Raw genomic sequence first — 22,102 nt, 5'->3', positions numbered from 1 at the left:
GGGGCTTGTCCGCGGAGCTGGGAAAGGGTCCCGGGACCCCCATCGATCACCTCTCCTGTTCTGGCCGGTTCCTCATCCGTTGGTCTGCGACCGCGCCGCTCGTGCGTCGTGGTGTCCGCTGCTGCTGCGGTAGTTGCGGGTCGTGGCCACAGGCTGTCCTGGGTCGTTGACGGTCCGCCCACGGTCCTGCAGCTCCTGGCCTCTTCCCCCCCGACTCACCCCTTCCGGTACTTCGGCTCCGGCGGCCCCGTGATGCCCTTGAGGTCCGACGCGAGCCAGCGCTCGTACGCCTTCATCCATGCCCCGCTCTCGCGATAGTCCTCCAGGACCTTGTTCACCCGGCGTACCAGATCCTCATCCTCCAGGTTCATGGCCACGCCGTAGGGCTCTTCCGTGAACGGCTCACCCACCAGTGTCACCGACGGGTCCTGCGCAGCCTGACCCGCAGCCAGCGCGTTGTCCGTGACGACCGCGTCGGCCTCGCCGAGCTGCAGCCGTACGAGGCAGTCGAGTTGGTTGGGCACGGGCGTGACGTGTGCGCCGTGGGACTCCTTCCTCAGCTCGGCCTCGCCGGTCGAACCGGCCGCCGTGCAGACCCGCTTGCCGCGCAGTGTGTCGTCGAACGCGGTGACGGACGAGCCCTTGGGGACGAGGACCTGCTGTCCTGCCTGGAAGTAGGCGGTGGAGAAGGCGACATGGCGGATGCGGTCGCAGTTGATGGTCATCGTCCGCGCGATGATGTCCACGGTTCGCCGTTCCAGTGCGGGGATGCGCTGGTTGGTGGGGATCGCGCGGTAGACGACCTTGGCGTCCTCGCCCAGTATGTCCTCGGCGATGGCGGTGACGAGGTCGATGTCGAAGCCTTCGAGCCTCCCGGTCGCGGGGTTGCGGTAGCCCCAGCGGTAGCTGTTCTGGTCGACCCCGGCGATGAGATAGCCGCGCTTCTTGATGGCGTCGACAGCCGGGCCGCTCGCGCCCGAGGGGCGCAGCCCGGCCTCGGGATCCTTGCAGGTCTCCTCGGCGGAGGATCGTGCGCGGGAGACTCCGGACGGGTTCTGGCGCGCCGGGCCCGGCACGTCCCGGCGGGAGTCCGCCTCGTGTTCGGCGAGTGGCAGCAGGGTCGCGGCCAGTGCGCACGCCACCGCCATCGCGGCCACGCCGCCCCAGCCGCGCAGCCGCGGCCGGACCGTGCCGCGCCCTTCCGCCGGTTCCTCCCGCACCATGCCTCCCCTCACCGGTACTCCGACAGTCTGCGCCCGATGCCGAGCAGTGCGCCCACCGCACCGAGGAGGGTGATGACCACCGCACCCGGCGCCAGACCCGTGAGGGCGCTCCGGCCGGCACCCGCCGCGTCCGCGAACTCCCGCTGCTCGTGCGCCAGAGCCTTCCGCAGACTCGCGTCGATCCGGTCGAACTGCCGCCCGGTCGTGTCGCCGCTCCCGATGACCTTCCTCAGCGCCTTCTCGTACTCGCCGTTGTCGTCCGTTGCCCGGGCCTTGCGGTGGAGGGAGCGCCAGTCCCGGACGGCATCGGCGGATGCTGCGACGGGAGCCGACCCTTCGCGGTCGTCGGAGAGGGACGCCGCGGTGCCGAGCAGGGCCTTCCCGTCCTGCCCGCCGCCCTTGCCGTCGCCGCCACGCTCGGCGTCGCCCTTGCCTTCGTCCCCGCCCCCGGCGCTGCCGGCGAGCCGGTTCATGGCCGAGCGGTATCCGGCCTCGTAGAAGTCCTCGCCGTCGGCGTTGAGGACTGCGCCGCGGGCCATCAGCGTGAGGCTCTCGTCGCCGCGCGCCTGGAGGGAGGCGATCCGGGCCTCGTTGAGGACGCGCAGTGATCGCGCTCCCTCCTCGTAGGAGCTGGTCAGCCCCGACCACGCCAGGGTGTGGGCGGTCGCGAGCCAGAGCAGCACGATCGCGGCGGCGGCGGTGGCGGCGACCAGGCCGGGGTTGAACACCCGGTTCGTCCGCCGGAAGTCGCGGCGCTGGGCCCACACCAGCGCCGCCAGCGCGGCCGCGCCGCTGCCCAGCGCGAGCCACGGCCACGCTCCGGCGTCGTCGTAGTCGGATCCGAGCCGGTCCGTCTCGGCGTCGTACAGCGCGCGGGCGGCGGGCAGCAGCTCGCTGCGCATACGGTCGTTGGCGTGGCGCAGATACGCGCCTCCGAGCGGCAGTCCCTGCAGGCCGTTGGCCCGCGCCTGCTCTATCAGGCCGGTGTAGACGGGAAGTTGCTCGTTCAGCGTGCGGACATGGCGGCCGGCGGGATCCGAGCTGTCGCTCGCCGCGGCGGCCTTCACCAGCAGTGCGGACGCGGTCCCGATGTCCCGCTCGTACCGTTCGCGCACCTCGCGCGGCCACTGGCCGCCGGTCAGGAAGCCCTCGGCGGCCGTGGTGTCGGCGTCGGCGAGCGAGCGGTAGATGCTGGCGGCGTCGGCGCTGAGCGGCTGGCTCCGCCGCGCCACGTCCTCCGCCGCCTCCGCCCGCTCGGAGACCTGCCACGCCGTCGTCGCACCGAACACCACGACCAGTGCGGCCAGGATCGCGCCGATGATCCTCAGCCTGCCGGGCTCGGTCGTCGCCGCGGCCCGCAGCCGGTCGGTGCCCTCGGCCCATGCCGTCCTGCGCACGGGAGCCGGCGGCCGCGGCGGGGCGGTGCCGGCCGACGACTGTGTCACGGGACCTCCCCCTCGGTCGCTGCGATGGCCCGTCGCCCGGCGGTGGAGCGGGGAACGGTTTACGGCCAGAAGTATGGCCCGGGAAGGCGGACATCCACACCGGGATTGACTCGATCTTGTACGGATCGGGATGCGGAGCACCACCGGATGCGCCGGCGAAACGCGGCTCCGGGCAGCGGATCCCCGCGCCCCTCGATGGCGAAGACGCGTTCGGTGTCCGATCGGTTCCGCCGCGTGATCCGGCCCGAGCGGGGCGGAAGTCGGCCATGTCGCTGTCAGGCCTCCGGGCGGTTCGTGCGACTTGCCGTGTTTCGTGTGACCTACGTCTCTATAGTGCTCCCCGGATCGAGGTCATGGGGACCGTACGGCGCGACCGTACGGGGACGGGGGTCACACGGGTGGAAGAGCAACTGGACGCCGTACTCGCACAGTTGGCGATACGGGACAGACTGCGCCGGAGGCGGGTCCGGCTGGGCCGCCGGTCCGGTGGAGGGCTGATTCTCCAGATCGAGACATCGGACCGCGCGGCTCTGGCGTGGACCGAGCGCTACCACGACACGTACCGGGGCGTGCTGCCGGTCAACAGCCCGGGCGCGCTGCCCGCGATGGAGTCGAGGGAGCGGCAGGTCGCCACCGAACTCCTGGCCATCGCGCAGGGCTGCGGCTACGACGGCCGCCCCGCCTACCGGCTGCCCATCGTCTTCACCCGCTTCGCTGCGGCCTTTGCGGCGTTCTACGCCTGGGAGCCGGAGGACGGGGTCATGCCGGCCGAGCAGGTCGACGGGCTGGCCCTCATGGTCAAGCAGGCCATCGCCCGGGAGCGCCGCCACATCCTGCTGGAGCTGCGCAGGCGCTTCAAGGGACTGGGTCCCGACCACGCGCCGCAGAATGTCAACTGGCTGCTCGCGCTGTGCGGCTGGGCGGTCGACGCCCTCCGGTTCCCGCACTACAGAACGGTGCGCTGGTACCGCAAGAAGCGCTTCCCGAAGCTGGACGGCCACCCCTCCCGCGAGGTCTTCCGGGAGCTGCTCAAGTGGCGCGAGAAAACCGAGGAGGAGAAGACGCTACTGCTCGTCGAGGCGCTGCTCGCGGACGTCGACGCGCACTTCGGTGCCTTCCGCCGCCTCAACCGCGCCCGCAGGCCGGTGATCCTGCTGCCCGTCGTGGACGCCGTCCCCGCCCGGAGGGCGATCAGGGATGCCCTGCTCACGGCCTACGACGACGAGTCCCGCAATCTGCGCACCTACCCCGTCGTCGTCACCACCGCCCGGCCGGACGGGGCCACGCCCGAGCACGGCGCCAACGAGCCCGTGTCCGTGGCCGACCTGGAGCGGCGGATTCCCCGGTTGTTCAGCAGGCGGGCGAGGGCCGCCGAGTTGCGCAAGCAGGGCAAGGAGGTGCCGCTGCCCGGCCGCCTGCTGCAAGTGACGCTGGACGAGCGGGCCGCGGCACCGCCCGCCCCGCCGGGCGTAGGCGAGCCACCGGAGCGCAAGCCGCGCTACACCCGCGTGGGCCCGGTGACCTTCGGCGCCGTCTCGCTCGTCGTCGCCGTTGCCGTGGTCTACGGCGCGTACGGCTTCTTCGGGCCCGATGGTCCCGCGAGCTGCGGCGAAGGGCTGGAGGTCCACGGACGGGACTGCGTCGGGGTCTCGGACGGGACCGGGGTGTTCATGCCCCGGGTGGAGGGCATGCGCGAGGTCTTCGGCCGGATCGAGGCCGAGAACGAGCGGATCGCGGGCCGGAAGCACGCAACGGTCGCCCTGATGATCCCCATGGAGTCGGACAACTCCGCCGTGCAGGAGCAGATCCTCAGCGAGGTGCAGGGCGCGTATCTGGCCCAGTACCAGGCCAACAAGGCGGATGCCGCCAAGCCCCCGATCCGCCTGGTCCTCGCCAACCCCGGCCGCAGCTACAGGGCGTGGGACCACACGGTGGACGAGCTCGTACGGCGTGAGCCTGGGCTGCGGGTGATCGCCGGCTTCAATCTCAGCCTGGAGAACACGCGCGAGGCCATGACGCATGTGACGAAGGGGCTCGGGATCCCCGTCGTCGCCAGCCTCGTCACCTCGGGCGACTTCGCCAATCCCGAGGGCCGCGACCGGGACAAGGACCCGTATCCGGGCCTGGCGCGGGTCGTCCCGACCAGCGAGGACCAGGCGCGCGCCCTGCTCAACTTCGATCCGGGTCTGGCGGGCGAGCAGACGGCGCTCGTCGCCGACACCCGGCCGAGGGACAACTACAACAAGTCGCTGTGGGCCGCTTTCACACGCGCCCGGGGCGACCGGGCCACGGGCGCGCACGGGGTGCAGGACATGACCTTCAGGTCCGAGGGCATCGAGGAGGAGGGCGTCACCCCGAACGAGTTCGAGGACTTCGCACGCAACATCTGCCAATCCCGCGCCCACGTCGTCTACTTCGCCGGACGCGCCTTCCACCTGGAGCTGTTCGTCAAGAAGCTCGCGGGCACCTACTGCGCCGGCAAGAAGTCCTACACCGTGATCACAGGATCGGACGCGACGAGCCTGAACCAGCGCCTCGACGCGGAGGAGCGCGAGCTCCTGCGCGGCGACCCGGGCACCGGCAAACCCTCGGTGTCCGTACGGTATTCGGCCCCCGCACACCCCGACGCCTGGAACGCCGAGGTGCGGAAGTGGGAGAGGAAAGCCGCCGAAGCGGGGAGGAAGCACGGCAGGGAGGACCGGCCACGCCATCTCGCCGAGCCCCAGGACGCCATGAACGAACTCATGGCGGACATCAACGCCGTCGGCGACATCGGGCCCGTACGACTCGACGACGGCAGGACGATCGCCACCCATGACGTCGTCCTCACCGCCACCAGGGCGCTGGCGAAGTCGGCATCGATCAGCAAGACCGAAGTGCCCTCGACCGAGCGGATCAAGCAGGACTTCGCCCATCTCAACCTGGCCTCCCGGGTGCAGGGCGCGAGTGGCTGGATCTGCCTCACCAACGCGGGCAACCCGTACGACAAAGCCTCCTCCGTCGTCCGGCTGGACCCGGCGTCTGACGAGCTGAGGTTCGAGGGGGTGGCCTGGCCGGACGGGAAGGAGCCGCCGCGGAACTGCGCCGTGCCGCAGGCGTCGCCGTAGGGGCCGCGGGAGGCCGCCGTCACGGGGGACCGCCGTTCCGGGCATTCCCCGTGCGAGCGCCGCGGGCCGGGTCGTACGAGGCGCGCAGCCGCGCATGCGCCCCGGGCGGTGCGCCGGTGGCATCCAGGCCCAGGAGAGCCGCGCCCAGGACGGGTGGGGCGGTGACGACACGGAGCACGGCCCTCGGTGCGCGGGTTGCGAGGAGCCCGGCGATCCGGTCGTGCAACAGCGTGTGGCGCGCGGCCAGGATGCTGCCCCCGAGCAGGACCGGTGCCGCTTCCGTCAGCAGCCCGAGACGGTCGAGGGCCACCGTGGCCAGGGCCACGACCTCCTCTGCCTGCCGGTGCACGATGCGCCGGGCGACCGGGTCGCCGTCCGCCGCCGTGGCGAAGAGCACCGGTGCCAGCTCGTGCTTGCGCCGCCCCGGCAGCTTCCTCAGGTGCAGCGCCTCGATCAGCCCGTACATCGTGGGCAGTCCGAAGTGGGCGGGCAGCGTGGCGGAGAGCGCGGTGGGTTCGCCCCGGCCGTCCTCCGCCCGGGCCGCGAACCACAGGGCCTCCTCCGCGAGATGGGCACCGCCGCCCCAGTCGCCCGAGATGCGGCCGACAGCGGGGAAACGGGCCGTACGGCCGTCGGGCAGCATGCCGACGCAGTTGATGCCCGCGCCGCAGACGACGGCGACGCCGCGCGGTTCTTCGGCGCCCGCCCGGAGGATCGCGAAGGTGTCGTTGCGCACGTCGGTGGTGCGGGCCCAACCGCGCGTCTGCAGGGCTTGCCGCAACTGCCGCTCCTCGTCCGGGAGATCGGCGTTGGCCAGGCAGGCCGAGACGTGCCCGGCGACCGGCCCCGTTTCCCTCGGCCCGGATCGTTCCCGAACGGTCCCGGCCGCGGCTACGGCCTCCCGGACGGTCGCCGCCAGCGCGTCGACGGCCGGACCGATGCCCGCCGACGGAGGACTGAAGCCGCCCCCGCGCGCCGCCCCCAGGACGCGTCCGTCGGCGCCGACGAGCGCCACGTCGATCTTGGTGTTCCCCGCGTCGATCGCGAGCACGGCCGCCGCCGGACCGTTCAGGCCCATGAGAGGTGCTCCCGGTTGTGGGCCAGGAGGAGGTCGGTGAGGGTGTCAGCGAGCGCGTACTGGCCGACCAGCGGATGGGCGAGGAGCGCGGTGAACACCCTGTCACGTCCGCCGCGCAGGGCCGCGTCGAGCGCCAGGTCCTCGTACGCCGCCACATGTCCGATGAGCCCGGAGCAGAGCGGGCCGAGGTCGGCGGCCGGCAGCGGCTCGGCCCCGTAGGAGGTGACGTGCGCCGGGACCTCGATCACGGCGTCGTCGGGGAGGAACGCCCACGTGCCGTCGTTGCGGGTGTTGACCACCTGGACGCGGCCCTCGCCGGTCCCCAGCAGCGAGGCCGCGAGGTCCACCGCCGCCTCGGAATAGAACGCGCCGCCCCGTTTCGCCAGCAGCTCCGGCTTCTCGTCCAGCGTGGGATCGGCGTACATCTCCAGGAGTTCCCGCTCCATCCGGGCGACCTCCGCGGCCCTGGCCGGCCTGGTCCGCATGGATCGCACGACTTCGTCGTGCGCGTAGAAGTAGCGGAGGTAGTACGGAGGGGACGACCCCGAGCCGGTCGAGGAGGGCGCGGGGCAGGCGCAGGTCGTCGGCGAGGGCGCCGCCGTGGCGATCCAGCAGGTCGGGCAGGACGTCCTCGCCGCCCGGACCGCTGAGGCGTACGCCGCGCTCCCAGGTCAGGTGGTTGAGCCCCACATGGTCGAGGTGGACGTCCTCCGGCCGTACGCCGAGCAGGTGCGCGAATTTCCGCTGGAACCCGATGGCCACATTGCACAGCCCGACCGCCCGGTGACCGGCCCGCAGCAGCGCGCGCGTCACGATCCCCACGGGATTGGTGAAGTCGATGATCCAGGCGCCGGGGGATCTGCGGCGCACCCGTTCGGCGATGTCGAGGACGACAGGCACGGTGCGCAGAGCCTTCGCGAGCCCGCCCGCGCCCGTCGTCTCCTGCCCGACGCAGCCGCACTCCATCGGCCAGGTCTCGTCCTGCTCGCGTGCCGCCTGCCCTCCGACGCGCAGTTGCAGGAGTACGGCGTCGGCGCCGTCCGCCGCGGCGTCGAGGTCGGAGGTGGTGACGATGCGGCCCGGATGGCCCTGGCGGGCGAAGATGCGCCGGGCCAGTCCGCCGACGCGTTCGAGGCGGTCCTGCGCCGGGTCGGCCAGGACCAGGTCGGTGACCGGGAGGGTGTCGCGCAGCCGCGCGAACCCGTCGGCCAGCTCCGGCGTGTAGGTGGATCCGCCACCCACGACAGCGATTTTCACGAAAAGCTCCAACCCTTCGGGTGCGGTACGTCTCCCGCCGGCCGGGGCGGCGAAGGCGCGACGACGGTGAGGCGAGGGGGCCGGGGGCATCGCCGGGACCCGGGGGCGGTCAGCGTGAGGTGTCGAACACCTCGTCGCGCGTGGTGGCCAGGGCGCTCTCCAACGCCCCTTGGAGGACGGGGCGTTCGCGGACGGTGCCGAGAACGAGTCCGGGGCGGGGCACGGCCAGCTCCGCCAGTTCCGCCTGGACCAGCGCGCGCAGGGGTTCCCCGCCGGCGGCGATCACCCCGCCGGAGAGGACGAGGAGTCCGGGATCGAGGACGGCCACCATCGAGGCGAGGCCGGTGGCGAGGCCGGTGGCGACATGCCGGAGCAGGTCTCGCTGGGCGCCGGCGGAGAGCCGTGCCTGATCGTCCGCTCCGTACGGGCCTGCCGCGCCGTGCGTCCCTGCCGCGCCGTTCCCGCCGGCCGCGACGTGCGCCCAGTCCGCCCTGGCCGTGCCGTCCGCCACGGCCGTGCTGCCCGCGGCGGGCTCGGGGTGCTCCCCGGACCGGGCCACGTCGTTCGCGGCCCGGGCGAGCAGGTGCGCCGCGACCTCGCGGTCCGGCCCCTCGGGTACGGGGAGACCCAGATCGCGGGCGATGACCCGTACGGCACGGGCGCCGGCCAGCTCCTGGAAGCCGCCGCTGTCGGCCTTGCCCACCTGCCGTACGAGCGGTGTCCCCGGCACCGGAAGGAAGCCGACCTCGCCCGCACCGCCGGTCCAACCGCGGTGCAGACGACCTCCGATGACGATCGCGGCGCCTATGCCCGCCTCGTTCCACAGCAGCACGAAGTCGTCGTGGCCGCGCGCCGCCCCGAGCCGGTGCTCGGCCACCGCGGCCAGGTTCACGTCATTGTCGTACTCCAGCGGCATCGGCAGGGCCGCGGCGAGGTCGTCGAGGAGCGTGGGGGAGTGCCAGCCGGGGAGGTGGCTCGCGTAGCGCAGCCGTCCCGTGCCGGGGTCGAACGCGCCCGGGGTGCCGATGACGACCCGGTGCAGATCGGCGCGGGTCAGCCCGGCGGCCTTGACCGCGCCGTCGAGCGCGTCGACCACATGGCGTACGGCGCCGTCGGCGCGACGGCCGGCCGTCCCGAGTTCGTACGCGCCCGCGGTGCGGCCGGTGATGTCGGCGACCTCGGCGAGGATCCGGTCGGGGGCCACATCGAGCGCAGCGACGTGCGCGGTGGCCGGGTTGACCGCGTAGAGCTGCGCGTTCGGGCCGGGACGCCCCTCGCTTGTGCCGGTGGCGATCACCAGTCCGGCCGCTTCGAGACGGGCGAGCAGCTGTGAGGCGGTGGGTTTGGAGAGCCCGGTGAGCGTGCCGATACGGGTCCGGGAGAGCGGCCCGTGTTCCAGCAGCAGGTCGAGGGCGGCGCGGTCGTTCATCGCCCGCAGCACCCGTGGCGTTCCCGGCACGGTTCCCGGTGTCATGCCCGCCCCCGCACACTGTTAGGAAGGTTTCCTGTTGGGAAAGCACGCTAGGCCGTGGCCGGGCGGGGCGTCAATGACCCGGCACTCGGGCGGGGGAGCGGTGGGCCCGAGAGATGGTCCGGACGGGCCGGGCCGGACAAAGCGTCGAGGGCGTCAAACCGAAGCTCGTCCTGCGTACGAGCTTCGGAGACGCCCTCGATGCGAGGCGTATGGAGCGCCCGCGGTGGTGCGGCGGGCTGCGGCGCCGCGTCAGCCGTGGTGCTTGTGGGACTTGTCGCCCACGAGCACCAGGCCCGCGATCACGGCGAAGAGCAGCAGCGGCAGGCCGACGAAGAGGCCCAGCGTCTGGACGACACTCAGGCCGGGACCCGGGTCGTCGCCGTCGTCGCGGGTCGTCGCGAGCGCGGGGGACGACATGAGCAGCATCATCAGCGCGGAACCGGTGGTGACGACTCCGGCACGCAGGGCGTTCTTCTTGTCCACAGGCTCACCGTAGCGGGCGGCTCCGTACCCCGCGCGCCCGGGGTGCCCAACGCCGTACCGACCCGCCGCGAACCGCCCGCCTCGCCGCCGTGCGGGGTGGCCGGGCCGCGGCCGACGGCGTCAGCGGCGGCCCCCGCGGGCAGTGGGATCGTCTCCGCCTGCGCGCGGTACGCGTTCGGCCAGCTCCGCCATCAGTTCGCGCAGGCGCGGAGAGGCCGCGAGCTGCTCCAGGGTGACCGGCCGCCCGTCCGCATCGGCGATGGGCAGCTTCCAGTTGGGGTACTGGTCCCAGGTCCCCGGGAGGTTCTGCGGTCTGCGGTCCCCGACCGCGTCCGGCAGCCAGACGCCGACCATCTGCGCCGGGGTGGCGGCCAGGAACCGGTAGACCGCCTTGATCGCGCCCTCCTCGTCCTCGGCCCCCTCCGGCAGGAGCCCCAGCCGTCCGAGCAGCCCCAGCCATTCGGCGACTTCTACGGAGTCCTCGGACTGCTCCTGCGCCAGCGGCCGGGTGAGCAGCCCGAGCCGTTCCCGCAGCTCGACGTGCTCACCGGTGAGCCGGGCCGCGGTGCTCGGCAGATCGTGCGTGGTGGCGGTGGCCAGGCAGCCGGACCGCCAGGCGGCGGGCTCCAACGGCCGTGCGCGCCGGGCCCGTTCGGCCTCACCGCGGTCCGCGCCCCCGGGGGGACCCTCGGCGGCCTCGGCGGCCTCGGCGGCCCCTGCAGACCCGGCGGCGGGAGCACCGGTGGCCGCCGCGCCGCCGACGGACTCTCTGTGCTCGCCGGGGGCGGCAGTCCTCGATGCGACGGCGGCCTCCGGTGCCTCCCCCGAAGCGCCCTCCGCGTCCAGGCCTTCCGCTTCCTGCGTGTCCGCTTCTCGTGCGTCCGCTTCCTGCGCGTCCGCTTCTCGTGCGTCCGCTTCCTGCGCGTCGTAGTCGCGCTCGAACCACAGCACCGACGTGCCCAGCACACCGCGGCCCGCCAGTGTCTCCCGCACCCCCCGCTCGACCGTGCCCAGGTCCTCTCCTATGACCACCGCACCCGCCCGGTTGGCCTCCAGGGCCAGTACGCCGAGCATCGCCTCCGCGTCGTAACGGACGTACGTCCCCTCGGTCGGCTCCCGCCCCTCCGGCACCCACCACAGCCGGAACAGCCCCATCACATGGTCGATGCGCAGTGCGCCCGCATGGCGCAGGACCCCGCGCAGCAGTTCGCGGGGCGGTGCGTAGCCGGCGGCGGCCAACGCGTCGGGCCGCCATGGCGGCAAACCCCAGTCCTGTCCCCGGGAGTTGAAGGCATCCGGGGGAGCGCCCACGGACATGCCCGCGGCGAACGAGCCCTGCTGCGCCCAGGCGTCCGAGCCGCCCGGATGCACCCCGACGGCCAGGTCGTGGACGAGCCCGATGGCCATGCCCGCGTCGCGCGCCGCCCGCTGCGCAGCCGCGAGCTGCCCGTCGGTCAGCCACGCGAGCCAGCAGTGGAAGTCGACGCTGTCCAGCAGTTCGCCGCGGGCCCGCGCCGTACGGGCCGAGCGCGGGTCGCGCAGGCCCCCCGGCCACGCGTGCCAGTCGGGGCCGTGGATCCCGGCGAGCGCGCACCAGGTGGCGTGGTCCTCCAGAGCACGGCCCTGTTCGGCGAGGAAGTCGCAGTAGGCCGCGCGGCGGCCGGGACTCATCGGGACGGCGTGCACCAGCTCCAGCGCCTCGCGCTTGAGCCGCCACACCGCGTCCCGGTCGATCAGGGCGTCCTTCCGCAGGACGCCGTCCCGCAACTCCCCGGCCCGGGCGCGGAGTTCATCGGCGCGCCGGCGGGCGGCGCCGTCGAGGTACCCGTACTCCGGCACCTCTTCCACACGCAGGTGCACCGGGTCCGGGAAGCGGCGGGAGGACGGCCGGTACGGGGAGGGGTCGGTCGCGTTCTCACCGCCTCCGGGGACGGCCACGTGCAACGGGTTGAGCTGCAGGAACCCGGCGCCGAGCGAGCGCCCGGACCAGGCGGCGAGCTCGGCCAGGTCGCCGAGGTCGCCCATGCCCCAGGAGCGGGCGGACAGCAGGGAGTAGAGCTGGACGAGGAAGCCGTAACTGCGCCCCGGGGGAGCGGGCATCCGCTCGGGCGCGACGATCAGGGTGGCACGGGCGGACCGGCCGTCGGGGGCCAGTGCACGCAACGTATGGGTGCCTAACGGGAGTTGGCCGGCGGATGCGGTGGTACCCGTGGCGGCGGAGGCCGAGGCGAGTGCGGCGCTTCCGCATGCCCTCAGGGCGCGGTTGCCGCGGAAGAACGCGGAGCCGTCCCAGGGGAGGCTCTCGCCGCTCTCGGTGTCGACGTGCAGCAGGGTCCCCTCGGGGAGGGCCGGTACGGGCCGGGCGCGCTGGGAGTGGCGCGGGCGACGGGCGCGCCCCGGAGGCTGCGGTGTCGAGATACGGGCCGTCGGCGCGCCGGGATGCGGCGCGCCGGGATGCGGGGCGGTGGGGGCCGGAGCCGTAGGCCTGCGCAGGACCACCGTCTGCGGCAGCAGACGGTTCGCTTCCCAGTGCGCGTGCTCGTCGAGGGCCGCACGGACCGCGCGCGGTGTGGACGCGTCGACTCCCAGCGCGGCGAGTACGGCGACGACGGTGTCGTCGGGGACATCGATGCGATGTCCGGGTGCGGGTTCGTAGAAGGTGGCGACTCCGTGCAGGGCGGCGAGCCGCGCTCGGCCCATCTAGACCTCCATGGACTCCAGGCCCGCACCCATGCCGGTGGCGGTCGGCTCGCTGGTCAGCGGAAGTTCGGAGGCGAGCGGCGGCTCGCTGGTGAGAGGCGTCGCGTCGGCCAGCGGCGGCTCGCTGGTGAGCGGGGGCTCGGCCCATTCGTGGGAGCTGGCGCCGTCGAGTCCGGAGTCCGGGTCGGACAGGCCCTCCAGATCGAGCGGGTTGACCGGCTCGGTGGTCTGGGGGCCGACGGGTTTGGAATGGGCGGCGGACAGGAGCAGCGGTGCTGACGCGGCCACGCGAGGCCTCCGTACTGGGTCGTCGAATGCAGGTCATGAGCAGCCCTACCCAGCGAACGCGGGAGCAGACGTGAACGCCCCGGGAACGTGGGGCAGGTCACACCCGCTCCCGTGCGTGATTTCACGGCCGCACCCCGCGCCGAGCGCAGAGCTTCCGGCTGTAGGTGAGTCTACGGCGGCGTATTTCCGGAACGTGCGCGAGCGCGGGCATATGGGGCCAGGGCGGCGGGGTGGCCGGCCATCACACGTTCGGCCTTCGGGCAGGTCACGGCCCGCAGGCCATCGCCTGCGGGTAGCTCGCCGGGCCGGCCGGTCACCAGACCTTGGGCCTCCGGGCCGCCCACGGCGCCGCGGCCTCGAGCTGCGCCGCGAGCGCCAGCAGCGGCCCCTCGGCGCCGTGCGGAGCGCCCAGCATCATGCCGACGGGCAGCCCCTGGGCGGTCCAGCCCAGGGGCAGGGAGATCGAGGGCAGCCCCGCGATGTTCCAGGGCCCGGTGAACGGTGTGAATGCGATCTGGGCCTCGAAGTCCGCCGCCGGATCGTCGTCGTCGCGGAGGGCCCCGACGGGCTGCGGGAGCCGACCGAGGGTCGGGGTCAGCACGGCGTCGTACGGGGCCACGGCAGCTGCCAGACGCCGGCCCACCCGCTGCATCGCGGCCAGCGCCCGCGCGTAGTCCAGGCCGGCCGCGGCCCGGCCCTGCTCGCGCAGCCAGCGGGTGAGGGGCATCAGCTCCACCTCCCGATCCGGCGGCACCGGCGCCATCGCGGCGAGTACCGCCCAGACCGGTGTGAAGGCGTCCCGGTCGTGCGGGCGCAGCGGCTGGTCGGCGTCGATCACGTCGTGCCCCAGCTCGGCCAGCAGGGAGGACGTCTTCTCGTATGCGGCGAGCACCTCGGGCTCGACGGTGACGCCCGTTACGTCCGGCCGGGCCCAGCGGGCGATGCGCAACCGGCCCGGCGAACGGTCGCACCAGGTCAGAAAGGCGGTGTCGGGGGCGGCCACCGGGACCGGGTCGCCGGGCACGGGCCCGGCCATCACATCGAGCAGGGCAGCCGTGTCGCGGACCGTACGGGCCAGCGGCCCGAGCGTGGCCAGCCCGCTGACATCGCCCATCGGGGCCGGACTGATGCGGCCCCGGCTCGGCTTGAGGCCGACGATGCCGCAGCAGCTCGCCGGAATGCGGATGGACCCGCCGCCGTCGCTGCCCTGGGCGGCGGGCGCAAGCCCGGCGGCCACCGCGGCCGCCGCCCCGCCGCTCGAGCCGCCCGCCCCGAGGGCCGGGTCGTACGGGGTCCGAGCGGGCGGCCCGACGCGGCCCTCGGTGTAGGCGGGAAGACCGAACTCCGGGGTGTTGGTCTTGCCCAGCAGGACGGTGCCCGCCCGCTCCAGCAGCTCCACGACGTGCGGGGCGGCCTCGGGAGGGGCGACGTGGTCGGCGAAGACGGCCGACCCGGCGGTGTACCGGACACCGGGCACGGGGTCGAGGTCCTTGACCGGCAGCGGCACTCCCAGCAGCGGCGGCGTCCCGGCGCCGCCCGCGAGCCGCCGCTCGGCGCGCCGCGCGTCGTCCAGCGCCCGCTCCGGGGTGACGGTCAGATACGCGCCGACATCGCCGTCGAGCCGTTCGATCCGCCGCAGATAGTGCTCGGTGAGCTCGACTGGGGAGATCTCGCCGCGGCGGACGGCCGCGGCCTGTTCCAGCATGGTCAGTTCATGCGCCTCGGACACGCCCCCACCCTAGGTCCCGTCTTCAAGGCCTTCCGCCCCCGCCTTCGATGTCCCGACCGCCCCGCGACAACGGCACCCGCAGCCGCTGGATGAGGGAGCCCCACGCCGCGTCGTCGTACGACAAACCGCCCAGCGGCGCTCCGCCGCCGGGCGGCCGGGTACGACGAAGGCCCGGCCTCAGGCAGATATGCCGTCGATCCGGGCCATCGCGTCGTCCGCGCCGTACGGCTGCAGGTATGGCAGCCAGCGCGGGTCCCTATGGCCGGTGCCGATGATCCGCCACGCGAGCCCCGACGGAGGAGCGGGCTGGTGCCTGAGGCGCCAGCCCAGCTCGGCGACGTGCCGATCGGCTTTGACATGGTTGCAGCGGCGGCATGCGGCGACCACGTTCTCCCAGGCGTGCTGGCCGCCGCGGCTGCGCGGAATGACGTGATCGACGCTGGTTGCGACGCCACCGCAGTACGCGCACCGGCCGCCGTCACGGGCGAACAGGGCACGGCGGGTGAGCGGGACAGGGCCCCGAAAGGGCACCCGCACGAAGCGCTTGAGACGGACGACGCTGGGTGCGGGGATGGCGCGGGTCGCACTGTGCATGAGGGCGCCGGAGTCCTCCAGGCTGATCGCCTTGTCGTTGAGGACCAGGATGAGCGCGCGGCGGAGCGGTACGACGCCGAGCGGCTCGTACGACGCATTGAGGACCAGGACGTGCGGCACGGGTGCCTCCTTGTACGCCGGCGGCGCGTGGCTCGCGCCGGGACGATCTGGTCTCAGTCTCTCCTCATGCCTGGTCGCGGCGCCACCACGTGCCGGTAACGCATCAGGAGTGTTTTCGACCACATCTTGTTTTCCCCCTGGTCGGAAAGCTCACTCTCTCGAACAGAGCGTCGGATGACACGGGATGCCCCGTTAGTGTGGTTGTTCGTCCCACAGGAAGGTCCTCTCCGTGTCCTGGTTTCTCGCCGACGGCAACTCCTCGCCCGATTCGCCCGCCCTCCGAGAGGCCCACGAGAACGCAACCGAGGCGGCCGGATACGTGGAACAGCACTGGGCCGACTGGCTCGAAGCCGGACTGCGCATCCTGCTGATCATCGTCATCGCGATGGTGCTGCGCTCGGTCGTCCGCCGGGCGATCACCAAGCTGATAGCCCGCATGAACCGCACCGCCCAGGCCGTCGACGGCACCGCGCTCGGCGGGCTGCTGGTCAATGTCGAGCGGCGCCGCCAGCGCTCCGAGGCCATCGGCTCGGTGCTGCGCAGCGTCGCCTCGTTCCTGATCCTGGGCACGGCGGCGCTGACGATCCTGTCGGTGCTGAAGATCAACCTGGCGCCGCTGCTGGCCAGCGCGGGTGTGGCGGGTGTGGCGCTCGGTTTCGGCGCCCGCAACCTGGTCACCGACTTCCTCTCCGGTGTCTTCATGATCATCGAGGACCAGTACGGCGTCGGCGACACCATCGACGCCGGGGTGGCCTCGGGCGAGGTGATCGAGGTCGGGCTCCGCGTGACGAAGCTGCGCGGTGACGAGGGCGAGATCTGGTACGTCCGCAACGGCGAGGTGAAGCGGATCGGCAACAAGAGCCAGGGCTGGGCGACCGCCGCCGTGGACGTGCAGATCCGCTACGACGAGGACCTGGACAAAGCGCGTAGCACCATCCAGCGGGCCGGCGAACAGCTGTCCAAGGAGGACCCGTGGAACGAGCGGCTCTGGGGCCCGGTGGAGGTACTCGGCCTGGACTCGGTGACGCTCGATTCGATGGTGATCAGCACGAACGCCAAGACCATGCCCGGCAAGGCGCTCGGGGTGGAGCGGGAGCTGCGCTGGCGTATCAAGCGGGCCTTCGACGAGGCGGGCATCCGCATCGTCGGCGGGCTGCCGCAGGAAGCGGCGCTGGAGGCCGGTGGGGACCCCACCGCGGGCATGGCCGCCCCGTCGGCGCTGGCCAACCCCACCTCGCCGCAGTCGCTGAACGCCTCGCCGATACCGTCGCAACAGTCCGGCGGCTCGGCGAACCTGACGAAGTAGCGCCGGGGCGCGATCCGAGCCGGGGCCGGTCCGGCCCGGCGCACGGGACCTGGCCTCGCGCAGACCTGGCCTCGCGCAGACCTGGCCTCGCGCAGACCTGGCCTCGCGCAGACCTGGCCTCGCGCAGACCCGGCCTCGCGCAGACCCGGCCTCGCGCAGACCCGGCCTCGCGCAGACCCCGCCCCGCGCACGGGAGTGCATGGGACCTGGCCCCGCGCACGAGAGCGCACGGGACCTGGCCCCGCGCACGGGACCTGGCCCCGGGCACGGGACCTGGCCCGGCGCACGCGACCAGGTCCCGTGTAACCGACGAGGCCCGCACACAATCCGGCCCCGCCCCGGCATTCATGCCAAGGCGGGGCCGCGTCGATGGACCGCCGCTCAGCGGTTGCGGTCCGGTGCCGCCCTACGGCTGGTCGGCGGCGGCCGCGTCCGCGGCCTGCGCCTTCAGCGCCCGCTCCACCCCCGCGCGCGACTCCGTGACCAGCCGCCGCAGCGCCGCGTTGGGCTCCGCCGACGCCAGCCATGCGTCCGTCGCGTCCAGGGTCTCCTGCGAGACCTGGATCGCCGGGTAGAGGCCGATGGCGATCTGCTGCGCCATCTCGTGGCTGCGCGAATCCCAGGCGCCCTTCACCGCGGCGAAGTACTGGGCGGTGTACGGGGCCAGCAGCTCACGCTGGTCGGTCTGGACGAAGCCGCCGATGACGGCCTCCTGCACCGCGTTCGGCAGCTTGTCCGACTCGACGACCGAAGCCCACGCCTCGGCCTTCGCCTCGGCGGTCGGCCGGGCCGCCCGCGCCGTCGCCGCGTGCCGCTCGCCCGCAGAGGTCCGGTCCCGCTCCAACTCGGCCGCGATCGCCTTCTCGTCCGCCCGGCCCGTCGCCGCCAGCCGCTCCAGCAGCGCCCAGCGCAGCTCGGTGTCCACGGTCAGGCCCTCGACCGTCTCGGTCCCGTCCAGGAGCCCGCTGAGCAGGTCGAGCTGGGCGTCCGTACGGGCCGTGGCCGCGAACGCCCTGGCCCAGGCGAGCTGGTGGTCGCCGCCCGGCTCGGCCGCCCGGAGCTGCTCCAGCGCCGCGTCGCCCCACCGGGCCAGCCCCTGGGGACGCCAGCCCGGGTCGGCGTACAGGTCCAGCGCCAGCTTGAGCTGGCGCTGCAGCGACTGCACGACGCCGATGTCCGACTCCTTGGCGATCCCCGACAGGACGAGGTCCAGGTAGTCGCGCGTGGCCAGCTCGCCGTCGCGCGTCATGTCCCAGGCCGAGGCCCAGCACAGCGCCCGCGGCAGGGACTCCGTGAAGTCGCCGAGGTGCTGGGTGACGGTCGCCAGCGACTCGGCGTCCAGGCGCACCTTCGCGTACGACAGGTCGTCGTCGTTGAGCAGGAAGACGGCGGCCCGGCGCTTGCCCGTGAGCTGCGGCACCTCGGTCAGTTCGCCGTCCACGTCCAGCTCGATCCGCTCGGTGCGGACCAGCTTGCCGTGGTCGTCGAGGTCGTACGCGCCGATGGCGATCCGGTGCGGACGCAGCGTGGGCTCGCCCTTGGCGCCCGACGGGAGCGCGGGGGCCTCCTGGCGCACGGTGAAGGAGGTGACGACCCCGGATCCGTCCACGGAGATCTCGGGCCGCAGGATGTTGATGCCCGCGGTCTCCAGCCACTTCTTCGACCAGGTCTTCAGATCGCGGCCGCTGGTCTCCTCCAGCGCTCCGAGGAGATCCGACAGACGGGTGTTCCCGAACGCGTGCCGCTTGAAGTACGCCTGCACGCCGCTGAAGAACTCGTCCATTCCCACATAGGCGACGAGTTGCTTGAGCACGGAGGCGCCCTTGGCGTAGGTGATCCCGTCGAAGTTGACCAGGACGTCGTCCAGGTCGCGGATCTCCGCCATGATCGGGTGCGTGGACGGGAGCTGGTCCTGCCGGTAGGCCCAGGTCTTCATGGAGTTGGCGAAGGTGGTCCAGGCGTGCGGCCACCGGCTGCCGGGGGCGTGCGCCATGCACGCGATCGAGGTGTACGTGGCGAACGACTCGTTCAGCCACAGGTCGTTCCACCACTCCATCGTCACCAGGTCGCCGAACCACATGTGGGCCAGCTCGTGGAGGATGGTCTCGCCGCGCGTCTCGTACGCCGCGTCCGTCACCTTGGAACGGAACACGTACTGGTCGCGGATGGTCACCGCGCCCGCGTTCTCCATCGCGCCCGCGTTGAACTCCGGGACGAAGAGCTGGTCGTACTTGGCGAAGGGGTACGGGTAGTCGAACTTCTCCTCGAACCAGTCGAAGCCCTGGCGCGTGACCTCGAAGATGGCGTCGGAGTCGAGATGTCCGGCGAGCGAGGGACGGCAGTAGATGCCGAGCGGCACCGAGCGGCCGCCCGCCCGTCGCCCACCACCACCCTCAACGGAATGCGCTTCGCGCCCGCCCTTCCCCTCCCAGCTGCTGTGCACGCTGTGGTACGGGCCCACGATCAGCGCCGTGATGTACGTCGAGATCCTCGGCGTCGGCTCGAACCGCCAGATGTTCTCCACCGGTTCGGGCGTCGGCGAATTGGAGATCACCGTCCAGCCCTCGGGCGCCTTCACGGTGAAGCGGAAGGTCGCCTTGAGGTCCGGCTGCTCGAAGGAGGCGAAGACCCGGCGCGCGTCCGGCACCTCGAACTGGGTGTAGAGATACGCCTGCTGGTCGACCGGGTCGACGAACCGGTGCAGCCCCTCACCGGTATTGGTGTACGCGCAGTCGGCGACGACCTTCAGCTCGTTGGGTCCCGCCTCCAGTGACGGCAGCGCGATCCGGCTGTCGTTGAAGACCTCGGCCGGGTCCAGCGCGGTGCCGTTGAGCACGACCTCGTGCACGGCCGGCGCCACGAGATCGATGAACGTCTCCGCTCCTGCCTCGGCCGAGTCGAACTGCACCGTGGTCACCGAACGGTACGTGCCGCCCTCCTGGGCGCCGGAGAGATCGAGCTCGATCGCGTAGGAATCGACGGTGAGCAGGCGCGCCCGCTCCTGCGCCTCGTCGCGGGTCAGATTCGTGCCAGGCACGCGGTCACTCCTTGTTTTCGGACTTTCCGCCATCCTTCCACCAACCCCGCGGGGAACGCGACGTCGTATTGCCGCCGGAACCTGATCAATGCGTCGGCCAGGCTGGCGCCATGACCACGTACGAAGCCCGGCCCATCGAACCCGAGGTGGTGCGGCGGCTGTGCAGGAACGACGACGCCGGCCACGCCGCGGAACCCTTCACGGACGGCGAGGGCGGGGCGCCGCTGCGCTGCTGTCTGCGCCCGAGCGAGCCCGGGGAGCGGATCGCCCTCGTCTCGTACGCCCCGCTGCGCCGGTGGGCGACGCGGACGGGCGCCCGCCCGGGCGCGTACGACGAGCAGGGCCCGGTCTTCGTGCACGCGGGGGAGTGCGCGGGCGCGGAGCCCTCCGGGGGCTATCCCTTCGCGCACCCGGGCGCCCTGCGCACGGTGCGGATGTACGACGCGGAGGGCCGCATCGTGGGCGGGCGGCTGCTGGAGGTCCCGGACGCGGCCCTGGCGACGGAGGCCTACGACCGGGCTTTCTCCGAGGCGTTCGCGGACCCGGGCGTGGCGCTGGTGCATGTCCGCGCGCTGGGGTACGGGTGCTTCCAGTTCGAGGTGCGCAGACCGTGAGAAGGCCGTGGCCGCACCTCATACGGTGCGGCCACGGCCCGTGTCCGGTGTCCGGTGCCTCAGCCCTTGAGCTCGGCGGCCACCAGCTCCGCGATCTGCACCGTGTTCAGCGCGGCGCCCTTGCGGAGGTTGTCGCCTGAGACGAAGAGGGCGAGGCCGTTCTCGGCCGTCTCGTCGGCGCGGATGCGGCCCACGTAGGAGGCGTCCTTGCCCGCGGCCTGGAGCGGGGTGGGGATCTCGGACAGCTCGACCCCGGGGGCGCCGCCCAGCAGCTCGGTGGCGCGCTCGACGCTCAGCGGACGCTCGAAGCGCGCGTTGACCTGCAGCGAGTGGCCGGAGAAGACCGGGACGCGGACGCAGGTGCCGGAGACCTTCAGCTCCGGGATGCCGAGGATCTTGCGGGACTCGTGGCGGAGCTTCTGCTCCTCGTCCGTCTCGTGGAGGCCGTCGTCGACGATCTTGCCCGCCAGCGGCAGGACGTTGAACGCGATGGGGCGCTTGTAGACGCGGGGCTCGGGGAAGTCCACGGCCTCACCGTCGTGCGTGAGCTTGTCCGCGTCGGCGATCACCTTCGAGGCCTGGTCGTGCAGCTCGCTGACGCCGGCCAGGCCGGAGCCGGAGACGGCCTGGTAGGTGGCGACGACCAGGGAGGTCAGGCCCGCCTCGGCGTGGAGGGGGCGGAGCACCGGCATCGCGGCCATCGTGGTGCAGTTCGGGTTGGCGATGATGCCCTTGGGCCGGTTGCGGGCGTCCTCCGGGTTGACCTCGGAGACGACCAGTGGCACGTCGGGGTCGCGCCGCCAGGCGGAGGAGTTGTCGATCACGACGGCGCCCTGCGCGGCGACCTTGGGCGCCAGCTCCTTCGAGGTGGCCCCGCCCGCGGAGAAGAGCACGATGTCCAGGCCCGTGTAATCGGCCGTGGACGCGTTCTCGACCGTGATGTCCCGGCCCTGCCACTCCAGCGTTGACCCGGCGGAGCGGGCGGAGGCGAACAGCCGCAGCTCCTCCACCGGGAAGTTCCGCTCGGCGAGGATCGTGCGCATGACCGCCCCGACCTGCCCGGTGGCTCCGACGATTCCGACCCTCATGCGTTTCCCTCTCGGTACGGACGTGCCCTCCCGGCACGGCATATGCCATTCATCATGAGCCGGAGCCGGGCCGGTCTGTCCACTCGATTGTCCTGATTGTCCGGAAGTGGCGGGACGGAGAACGAGCGGTGCGGGACGGACGTACGGCCGGGCACGCAGCCTTGGGGCGGATACCCGGTCCGGGGGGCCGTACGCCCGTGACCTGCGTCTCGTCGGCGGCTCCGGGCCCAGGTGCCGGGAGGGCGCAGGGGCCATGGGATCCGTACGCCCAGGGGGCCGGTGCCCGGGCACCGGCGGGCGCGTGCCGGGACGCCGACTGGTCAGGGATCCGTACGCCGACGGGGATGGCGGTCCCCGGACACGGCGGGGCGGGTGCCCGTACCCGGACACCGGCGGGGCGGGTGCCTGGACACCGGCGGGGCGGGCCCCTGGACAGAGGCGGGGCGGGTGCCCGTACCCGGACACCGGCGGGGCGGGTGCCCGCCCGCGGGGACCGGGCCGCGACGAGCCCCGCTGCCGGAACCGCGACGAGCCGCGCTGACGGAGCCGCGACGAGCCG

14 protein-coding genes and 1 pseudogene are annotated in these 22,102 nt (G+C 72.9%); 3 read left to right on the top strand and 12 right to left on the bottom strand.

The annotated features are described in order from the left end of the window. Positions 1-215: 215 nt before the first annotated feature. Together AB0M26_RS17840 and AB0M26_RS17835 are read right to left on the bottom strand one after the other, a co-directional pair. Positions 216-1,223 carry a glutamate ABC transporter substrate-binding protein gene (locus AB0M26_RS17840; protein ID WP_365261668.1) on the bottom strand — a complete coding sequence of 336 codons (1,008 nt, stop codon included), beginning with the start codon at positions 1,221-1,223 and terminating at the stop codon, positions 216-218. Positions 1,224-1,231: 8 nt separating this feature from the next. Further along, complete coding sequence (locus AB0M26_RS17835; RefSeq protein ID WP_365261665.1) at positions 1,232-2,668, bottom strand: hypothetical protein; 1,437 nt, start codon at positions 2,666-2,668, stop codon at positions 1,232-1,234. 353 nt (positions 2,669-3,021) lie between these two features. Here AB0M26_RS17835 and AB0M26_RS17830 point away from each other — a divergent pair, with 353 nt between their 5' ends. Beyond that, positions 3,022-5,775, top strand: a complete 2,754-nt coding sequence (locus AB0M26_RS17830; RefSeq protein WP_365261662.1) for a hypothetical protein — start codon at positions 3,022-3,024, stop codon at positions 5,773-5,775. Between the two features lie 19 nt (positions 5,776-5,794). Here AB0M26_RS17830 and AB0M26_RS17825 read toward each other — a convergent pair whose 3' ends face one another. The 8 genes and pseudogenes from AB0M26_RS17825 to AB0M26_RS17790 all read right to left on the bottom strand — a co-directional run bounded on the left by AB0M26_RS17825 (position 5,795) and on the right by AB0M26_RS17790 (position 15,498). Further along, positions 5,795-6,853, bottom strand: coding sequence for a BadF/BadG/BcrA/BcrD ATPase family protein (locus AB0M26_RS17825; protein ID WP_365261659.1), 1,059 nt, complete (start codon positions 6,851-6,853; stop codon positions 5,795-5,797). Then, positions 6,844-8,110 (bottom strand): annotated as a pseudogene (locus AB0M26_RS17820) (6-phospho-beta-glucosidase). The gene AB0M26_RS17825 and the pseudogene AB0M26_RS17820 overlap by 10 nt, the downstream one beginning before the upstream one ends. Positions 8,111-8,219: 109 nt before the next feature. After that, on the bottom strand, positions 8,220-9,584 hold the full coding sequence (locus AB0M26_RS17815) for an ROK family transcriptional regulator (RefSeq protein WP_365261656.1): 1,365 nt from the start codon (positions 9,582-9,584) through the stop codon (positions 8,220-8,222). Between the two features lie 249 nt (positions 9,585-9,833). Then, positions 9,834-10,067 carry a hypothetical protein gene (locus AB0M26_RS17810; RefSeq protein ID WP_365261653.1) on the bottom strand — a complete coding sequence of 78 codons (234 nt, stop codon included), beginning with the start codon at positions 10,065-10,067 and terminating at the stop codon, positions 9,834-9,836. Positions 10,068-10,187: 120 nt separating this feature from the next. Continuing rightward, the gene (gene malQ, locus AB0M26_RS17805) at positions 10,188-12,767 is read right to left on the bottom strand and encodes a 4-alpha-glucanotransferase (protein WP_365261650.1); all 2,580 of its coding nucleotides are present in this window, start codon (positions 12,765-12,767) and stop codon (positions 10,188-10,190) included. Beyond that, positions 12,768-13,055, bottom strand: coding sequence for a hypothetical protein (locus AB0M26_RS17800; protein WP_365261647.1), 288 nt, complete (start codon positions 13,053-13,055; stop codon positions 12,768-12,770). Between the two features lie 313 nt (positions 13,056-13,368). Then, positions 13,369-14,784 carry an amidase gene (locus tag AB0M26_RS17795; RefSeq protein ID WP_365261644.1) on the bottom strand — a complete coding sequence of 472 codons (1,416 nt, stop codon included), beginning with the start codon at positions 14,782-14,784 and terminating at the stop codon, positions 13,369-13,371. 177 nt (positions 14,785-14,961) lie between these two features. Further along, positions 14,962-15,498, bottom strand: a complete 537-nt coding sequence (locus AB0M26_RS17790) for an HNH endonuclease (RefSeq protein WP_365261641.1) — start codon at positions 15,496-15,498, stop codon at positions 14,962-14,964. Between the two features lie 229 nt (positions 15,499-15,727). On the opposite strand from AB0M26_RS17790, the gene AB0M26_RS17785 reads away from it, so the two are divergent. Continuing rightward, entirely contained in the window at positions 15,728-16,804 is a 1,077-nt protein-coding gene (locus AB0M26_RS17785; RefSeq protein ID WP_365261638.1) for a mechanosensitive ion channel family protein, read from the top strand. Between the two features lie 406 nt (positions 16,805-17,210). On the opposite strand, the gene pepN is transcribed toward AB0M26_RS17785, so the two are convergent. Then, positions 17,211-19,841, bottom strand: a complete 2,631-nt coding sequence (pepN, locus tag AB0M26_RS17780; RefSeq protein WP_365261635.1) for an aminopeptidase N — start codon at positions 19,839-19,841, stop codon at positions 17,211-17,213. A gap of 110 nt (positions 19,842-19,951) precedes the next feature. Between pepN and AB0M26_RS17775 the strand changes: the two genes are divergently transcribed. Beyond that, positions 19,952-20,455, top strand: coding sequence for a DUF1203 domain-containing protein (locus tag AB0M26_RS17775; protein ID WP_365261632.1), 504 nt, complete (start codon positions 19,952-19,954; stop codon positions 20,453-20,455). A 59-nt stretch (positions 20,456-20,514) separates the two neighbouring features. On the opposite strand, the gene AB0M26_RS17770 is transcribed toward AB0M26_RS17775, so the two are convergent. Further along, positions 20,515-21,543 carry an aspartate-semialdehyde dehydrogenase gene (locus AB0M26_RS17770; protein WP_365261629.1) on the bottom strand — a complete coding sequence of 343 codons (1,029 nt, stop codon included), beginning with the start codon at positions 21,541-21,543 and terminating at the stop codon, positions 20,515-20,517. Positions 21,544-22,102: the final 559 nt, after the last annotated feature.

Source organism: Streptomyces sp. NPDC051776, from assembly GCF_040681345.1.
GTDB lineage: Bacteria > Actinomycetota > Actinomycetes > Streptomycetales > Streptomycetaceae > Streptomyces.
The sequence above is the reverse complement of the archived record's forward strand: the minus strand, read 5'-3'. Positions and strand labels throughout refer to the sequence as shown.